The sequence below is a fragment of the Corallococcus llansteffanensis genome, from assembly GCF_003612055.1.
Taxonomy (GTDB): Bacteria; Myxococcota; Myxococcia; order Myxococcales; family Myxococcaceae; genus Corallococcus; species Corallococcus llansteffanensis.
Genome location: NZ_RAWB01000517.1, coordinates 1 through 7,114 on the forward strand (window position 1 = coordinate 1; position 7,114 = coordinate 7,114).

5 protein-coding genes are annotated in these 7,114 nt (G+C 72.8%); 2 read left to right on the top strand and 3 right to left on the bottom strand.

What is annotated here, in order from left to right; genetic code table 11:
* Positions 1 to 170 precede the first annotated feature (170 nt).
* Positions 171 to 590, bottom strand: coding sequence for a hypothetical protein (locus D7V93_RS33760; RefSeq protein ID WP_120647296.1), 420 nt, complete (start codon positions 588 to 590; stop codon positions 171 to 173).
* 91 nt (positions 591 to 681) lie between these two features.
* Between D7V93_RS33760 and D7V93_RS33765 the strand changes: the two genes are divergently transcribed.
* Entirely contained in the window at positions 682 to 4,383 is a 3,702-nt protein-coding gene (locus D7V93_RS33765) for a tetratricopeptide repeat protein (protein WP_120647297.1), read from the top strand.
* A gap of 1 nt (position 4,384) precedes the next feature.
* Positions 4,385 to 4,771 (top strand): hypothetical protein, encoded by a 387-nt coding sequence (locus tag D7V93_RS33770; protein ID WP_372338380.1) that lies wholly within the window; start codon positions 4,385 to 4,387, stop codon positions 4,769 to 4,771.
* A gap of 4 nt (positions 4,772 to 4,775) precedes the next feature.
* Here D7V93_RS33770 and D7V93_RS33775 read toward each other — a convergent pair whose 3' ends face one another.
* On the bottom strand, positions 4,776 to 6,830 hold the full coding sequence (locus D7V93_RS33775) for a RecQ family ATP-dependent DNA helicase (protein ID WP_120647298.1): 2,055 nt from the start codon (positions 6,828 to 6,830) through the stop codon (positions 4,776 to 4,778).
* Between the two features lie 51 nt (positions 6,831 to 6,881).
* Positions 6,882 to 7,103 (bottom strand): DUF3006 family protein, encoded by a 222-nt coding sequence (locus tag D7V93_RS33780; protein WP_120647299.1) that lies wholly within the window; start codon positions 7,101 to 7,103, stop codon positions 6,882 to 6,884.
* Between the last annotated feature and the right edge of the window lie 11 nt (positions 7,104 to 7,114).

Below are 7,114 nucleotides of genomic sequence, written 5' to 3' on the forward strand. Positions count from 1 at the left end.
GGGCGGCGGGAGGGTTGGCACCGGCATTGCTCTATAGCCAGGCAACACGGCGGAGTCGCAGCGGGCCTGAGAAACACTGCGCGACCCCGTCACCCTGGTAGGGGGTTCCATTGGGGAACCCTCGACGCCCACCGTCTCGGCCGGCCCCGAGGCGGTGGGCGACTTTTTTTCTACTCCAGCTCGCCCGCGAACGGGCCTGCCTGCTGCTTCTCCAGCAGCCAGACGCCCTCCCGGAAGACGAACTCCGAGGTGACGGTGTCGGTCTGTTCGGAGACGGAGGGCAGGCGCATCCACTGGATGCGGCTGTGCACGGTGGCGTGCTGGCCGTCTTCGGCGAGCTTCACGTCCTCGATCTCGTAGTCGGTGACGGTGAGGTCGCGCTCGTCGTGCAGCTCGCGGCGCTGGCGGTCGAAGTCCTGGCGCTCCTCGGGGACGAGGAAGCTGGACAGGGCGCGGTAGTTGCGCCAGCGCAGGTTCTTGTGGAAGCCCTCCACGACGGGACGGAGGGCCTCCAGGTCCGAGGTGGGCGGGGTGTGGGCACAGGCCCCACCGAGGGCCAGGGCGAACATCAGGGCAGGCAGGCGTTTCACGTGCGCGACGCTACCACCGGCTGGGCGCGAGGCACGACGGCAGTGCTATGGTCCGCGCTCCCCCGCCCGAGCACCGGAGTCGCGACTCAACATGGCCAAGTCGATGGTGGAGCGCTACGAGCAGCTCCTCCGGCAGGACCCGACCTCTTCCGTCTTCGTGGAGCTCGCGAAGGCGCTGTTGGAGAAGGGAGACGCGGCGCGCACCATCGAGGTGTGCACCCAAGGCATTGCCCACCACCCCACGTCCACCGTGGGCCGGGTGCTGTGGGGCAAGGCCCTCATCCAGTTGGGCCGGCCCGCCGAGGCGATGGAGCAGTTCGACCAGGCCATCGCCATCGAGAAGGACAACCCCTACGCCTACAACCTCATTGGCGAGGTGTTGTTGCAGCGCGGGCTGTACCGCTCGGCGCTGCCCATCCTGCGCAAGGCCGTGGCTCTGCAGCCCAACAACGGGCGGGTGAAGCAGTGGCTGGACCAGGCCCAGCAGGCGCTGTCCGGCGGGCCCGCGCCCATCTTCGCGGACCTGGGCACGCTGGTGGTTCCAGCGGCGGCACCGGACGAGGACGAGCCCGAGGCGCCAGCGGCGGCGGAAGCGCATCCGTCCGCGTTCGATGCGCGCGCCGCGGCCGCGGCAGGACTGGAGCCGCGCCGCGCCCGGACGGAGACGCCCGTGGGGGGCGTGGAGCGCGCGCCGACGGGTGAGGCCGCGAGCGGGGACGCGCGGACGTCGGACGCCGACGGTCGGGCAGGGGAGGGCGGTTCCTCCGACGCGCTGCAGGGCGCGCGAGGTGAAGGCTCCGAGGCGTCCGTGGAGCCGGGCTCCGGGCGCGGACGTGCGGCACAGGGCGCTTCGGATCCGGGGCAGGAGCCCGGTTCAGGGCGTGGACGTGCGGCGCGAGGTGAGCCTTCGGATCCAGGGCAGGAACCGGGGTCGGGGCGTGGACGTGCGGCGCAGGGCCCTTCGGATCCGGGACAGGAGCCAGGGTCCGGGCGCGGTCGCGCGGCGCAGGGCCCTTCGGATCCGGGACAGGAGCCGGGGTCGGGGCGTGGTCGCGCGGCTCAGGGTGAGCCTTCGGATCCGGGGCAGGAGCCCGGTTCAGGGCGTGGACGTGCGGCGCAGGGCGCTTCGGAGCGGGGCCGTTCGCCCCCGATGCTGGCGGACATTCCGGAGCCTTCGGCCGACGAGGCCTCCTCATCGCCAAGCGGAGGACTGTTGGGAGACCTTCCTCCTCCGGAGACGGCGCGGGCCCGCACGGTGGCGCCGGTGACGCCCGTGGTGGTGACGGCGACGTCGGGCGGCAAGCGCTCGCTGCTGGACGACATCCCGGATGCCTCGGAGCTGGCGGCGGCGGCCGCGCGCAACAAGGCCGCGGCGAACGCGCAGGACACGGAGGCGCTCGCCGCGAAGTACGAGCGCGAGATGCACGACAAGATCGCCAAGGAGCGGGCGAAGCAGTCCCTCCTGGAGCGCTACGGCACGAAGACCGTGGCCCTCTTCGTCGCGCTCATCTTCCTGGGCGCGAGCGCGGGCTTCTTCGTGCTCTACCGCTCCCGCCAGGGCGGCCAGACGCTGTCGGAGACGCTGGAGCTGGCCCGGCGCGCGATTTCACAGGACACGGGCGCGTCGCTGGACGAAGCGCTCCGGCAGCTCGAGCGCGCGCGGGACATGGACGAGGCCAGCGCGCAGGCCTGGGCGCTCACCGGCTACGCGCACGCGCTGCGCTTCCAGGACCACGGCGCTTCGCCCGAGGACCGGAGGCTGGCGCTGGAGGCGCTGGAGAAGCCGGGCGTGAAGGACGGCTTCGGCGGGCTGGTGCTCGCCACCAACGAGCTCGTCGCCGACGAGCGGGGCCGTGAGTCGGCGCGCCGCGCGCTGCTCGCCTCGCAGGACGACGTGACGGAAGTGCACGCGCTCGCGGGCAGCCTGCTGCTGGCCGCGAAGGATGAGAAGAAGGCCCTGGACCGCTTCGACCGGGCGCTCAAGGCATCGCCGAGCAACGTCCGCGCGCTGGTGTCGCTGGGCGGCTACTACCTGGCCTCCGAGGACTTCCCGCAGGCGCTGGAGATGTTCAAGCGCGCTCGCGAAGTGTCGAAGGAGCATCCGGCCGCCCGCATCGGCATGGCGGAGAGCCGGCTCGCGCTGGAGCAGGAACTGGACGCGGCGCTGGCGGACGTGGTGCCGCTGGCGCAGGACCCGAAGCTGCCCCCCGCGCTCCAGCCCCGTCAGCAGCTCGTGCACGGCGAGCTGCTGTCCGCGCTGGGCCGGTACGACGAGGCCCGCACGCTGCTCTCCAAGGGCACGCAGGGGCCGCTGGCCATGGACTTCCAGCTCGCGCTCGGGGCCGCGGGCCGCGCGGCCGGCAAGCTGGAGGCCGCGCAGCAGGCCTACGAGGCCGCGTTGAAGCTGCAGCCCAAGAGCGACGAGGCGAAGGAGGGGCTGGGCCGCACGCTGCTGGACCGCGACCGCGAGCGCGAGGCGCTGCAGCGACTGGAGGCGGACGGCGGCCGCAAGGTGGCGATGGTGCGGGGCGCGGCGTACGCGCGGCTCGGGGACTGGAAGCGCGCCCGCGCGGAGCTGGCCCGCACGCGCGTGAACGACCGCTACCCGCCGGAGGCCGTGGCGTGGCTGGCACTGGCGGACGCGAACGAAGGCAACGGCGCCCAGGCGCGCGACGTGCTGGAGAAGGCGCTGGCCAAGCGGCCGCGCACCGACCTGCGCGTGGCGCTGGGACAGGTGTACTGGCGCGAGCGCGCGCTCGACAAGGCGCAGGCCCAGTTCGACGAGGCGCTGAAGGATCCGCGCGACTACGAAGGCGCGTGCTCGCTGGGGCGGCTGCTCCTGGCGCGCGGGCTGCCGGACATGGCCCTCAAGCCGCTGACGCAGGCGGTGGCGCGCAACGGCGCGCACGGCGAGTCCCGCGACGCCCTGGGCCGCGTGCTCCTGGCGCTGGGCCGCACGCCGGAGGCGCTGAAGCAGTTCGAGGCGTGGCAGCTCGACAACCCGGGCAACGCGGCCGCGCACAAGGGCTTCGCGCTGGCGCTGTACCAGTCCGGCCGTCGCAAGGAGGCGGAGGGCGCGTCGGGCCGCGCGGTGAAGCTCGCGCCGGATGACGCGGAAGGACAGCGGCTGCGCGCGGCGCTCCTGTTCGCCAACGGCGACGCGAAGGGCGGCTTCGCGGCGCTGGAGCGCGCCAACAAGCTGGACTCCAAGGACCCCGACACCTTCTGCGAGATTGCCCAGGCGTTCCTGCGCCAGGGCCAGGTGGAGAGCGCGGACGCGGCCTTCGCGGCGGCCCGGCGCGAGGGACCGGACGCGACGTGCGGCCGCGTGGGCGAGCTGTACGCGCAGCTTCCCGCCGGAGGCCGCGGGGCGGCGCGCACGCTGCAGGACCTGGCCGACAAGGCGCCCACCGTCTGGGACAAGGCCTTCGCCCAGGCGACGCTGGCGCGGGTGCTGCTGGGCGCCGGCGCGGTGAAGGAGGCGCGGGTGGCGGCGGACGAGGCCGTGAAGCTGGCCCCCTTCAACGGGCGGGCGTACCTGGCGCTGGGCCTGGTGGCCTTCAAGCAGCGGCAGGAGGCCCCCGCCCGCGAGGCCCTGGCCAAGGCGGTGGAACTGGAGCCCACGGATGGCCTGGCGCACCTGGCGCTGGCGGACGTGCTGGTGCGCGAGTCGTCGGAGCTGCCCCGGGCCGTGGAGGCGTACGAAGCCTTCCTGCGCCTGGCCAGCGGCGCGCCGGAGGCAAACCGCGTGAAGAAGGCTCTTCCGCTCCTCAAGCGCCGGGCGTCGAGATAGCGTGACCGACGTGCGCGAGCGGCCCCCGTCGTCCCCCCTGCTGCAGGTCATGTGGGGCAACGCCTTCCTGCTGTCGGTGCTCTACCTGCTCGTGGGCATCGTCGTGGAGTCCATCCGACGACGCTACCGGGCGCCCTTCTTCGAGCGCCTGTCGATGGCGCTCGACTCGCTGCCGGCGCGGGCGCTGGAGCTGACGCACGGCCTGGAGCCGCTGCGCGAGGCGTACTTCAACGGCCGCGTCTCCGACCTCGGCGTGCGCATCATCTTCGGCGCCGTCACCGTGGCGGTCATCTTCCTGCTCGCGCTGGTGGTGGGCGTGCTGATGGCCGGGCTGCGGTGGGCCGTCCTCCGCGCCGCGAGCAGCAGGGGCGGACCTCCACAGGCCTGACGGCCTAGCGGCGCAGCTTCGACTTGCGCACGCGCGGGGGCACGGGCGTCACCTGCGGCTCATGGCCCGCGGCGCGCGCCATCAGGCAGATGTCCACCACCTTGGGGCCGAAGCGCTCCCAGCGGCTCTCCCCGGTGCCCTTCACCGCGAGGAAGGACTCCCGGTCCACCGGCAGCGCGGCGGACAGCCCCAACAGCGTCGCGTCGTTGAAGATGATGAAGGGCGCGATGCCCAGGTCCTTGGCCAGGTCCTTGCGCCAGCGGCGCAGCTCCGTGGACGCAAGCTCGCTGTAGGCCATCACCGGCGCTCCGGCCACGGCGGGCTGGGAGCGAGAGGATGACCCGGCCGGCTTGGGCATCATGCTACCCGCGCACCGGTCGCACGTGCCGCACACCGCCGCCGCGTCCGCCTGGCCGAAGTAGCGCAAGATGAACGCGCGCCGGCACTTCGGCGTGTACGCGTAGTCCGTCATCCGCTTGAGCATCAGGAGATTCCGCCGCTCCTGCTCGCGCACCCGGCTCAGGTCCACGCTCAACTCGCGGAAGGGAACCCGCTCCAGCGCGCGGATGGAGCGCCCCGCGAACGGCTTGCGCACCCGCACCACGCCGGACTTCTCCAGCAGGCCCAGCGCGTGCCGGACCTCCTCCTCCGACAGCGCCGTGCGCCGCGCGAGGATGGGCAGCTCCGTGGTGGCCTGCCGTCCCACGGGGAAGGTCTCCAGCAGCGAGCGGAGCAGCCGCTGCGACTCCGTCGCGTGCGGCTGGGCGGTGGGGGCCTTGTCCGTCAGCGTCAGCCCGTACTCGCCTTCACCCCTGCCGCCGCGCTCCAGCTTGCCCTCGCGCTCGAAGATCTTGAGCGCGGCGGAGACCTCGAACTCGCTGGCCCCCACCATGCCCGCCAGCGCGTGCACGCCCCGCTCGAACTCGTCCACGCCCTGGAGCGCCGTCCAGACATCCGACAGCACGGACTCCGAAGGGTGGCTGCTCTCGATGAGGCGCTCCTGTGTGTACACGTCCGCGTGGTTGAACAGGAGCACCGCCGTGGCGGGGTTGCCGTCCCGGCCCGCGCGGCCAATCTCCTGGTAGTACGCCTCCACCGCGCGGGGGATGTTCGCGTGCGCGACGAAGCGGATGTCCGACTTGTCGATGCCCATGCCGAAGGCGTTGGTGGCCACCGCCACCGCCTCCTTCGCGGACATGAAGTCGTCCTGGGCGCGGCGGCGGGCGTCGTCCTCCATGCCCGCGTGGTACAGCACCGCGCGCACCTTGCGCGTCACGAGCGCGGAGTGCATCCCTTCCGCCGCCTTGCGCGTGGAGCAGTAGATGATGCCGCTGCCGCCCTTCGCGGCCAGCTGCGTGCACGCCTCCCGGCGCTCCTCGTCCCCGCTGACGTTCACCACGTCGAGGAAGAGGTTGGGCCTGTCGAAGCCCTCCGCGAAGACGTGCGGGTCCTTCATCAGCAGCACCCGGACGATGTCCTCGCGCACCTCCGGCGTCGCCGTGGCGGTGAGGGCCACCGTGCGCGGGGGACGCAGGCGCTTGCGCACCTGGCCCAGCAGCGCGTAGTCCGGCCGGAAGTCGTGGCCCCACTGGGAGATGCAGTGCGCCTCGTCCACGGCGAGCAGGTCCACCCCCAGCTCCGCGACCATGTCGAGGAAGCTGGCGCTGCGGAACCGCTCCGGCGCGACGTAGAGCAGCTTGTACTCGCGGGCGCGCAGCTTGCGCAGGCGGTCCGCCCGCTCGATGTCCGACAGCGACGAGTTGATGAACGTGGCCGCGATGCCGCGCGCGGTGAGCTGCTCCACCTGGTCCTTCATCAGCGCGATGAGCGGTGACACCACCAGCGTGATGCCCGGCAGCAGCGTGGCCGGGAGCTGGTAGCACAGGCTCTTGCCCGCGCCCGTGGGCATCACCACCACGGTGTTGCGGCCGCTGAGCACCGAGCTGATGACGGGGGCCTGTCCGGGACGGAACTCCGACAAGCCGAAGTGCCGCACCAGTCCCCGCTGGGCATCTTCGAGGAAGGGCAGGGACTCCGGCATCGCGCGCATGTTCATCATCCTGGGTCAGCCGTCAACGCCTATCCCATCCGTGGGCCCCGGCGCCCCACCTCACAGCTCGAGCCCCGGAGGAAGGGGAACCGCCAACGCGGCCCGTTTCCGCGCCACCTCGCGCCGCAGTTGCTCCGTCCGCTCCGGGTCCAGGCGGCCGTCCACGATGACGTCCCCCTCGCGCGCGCCCGGCGGCAGCGTCCAGCGCTCCACCGTGCACGCCTGCCCGCTCCCGGTGCGCACGACCCGCGCCCGCGTGTCCTCCAGCACCTCCACCCGCACGGGGCTCGTGC

Bases quoted from the DNA above. Each gene is read 5' to 3' on its own strand.
- D7V93_RS33775 (WP_120647298.1), bottom strand. From the start codon at position 6,830: ATGATGAACATGCGCGCGATGCCGGAGTCCCTGCCCTTCCTCGAAGAT.
- D7V93_RS33765 (WP_120647297.1), top strand. From the start codon at position 682: ATGGCCAAGTCGATGGTGGAGCGCTACGAGCAGCTCCTCCGGCAGGAC.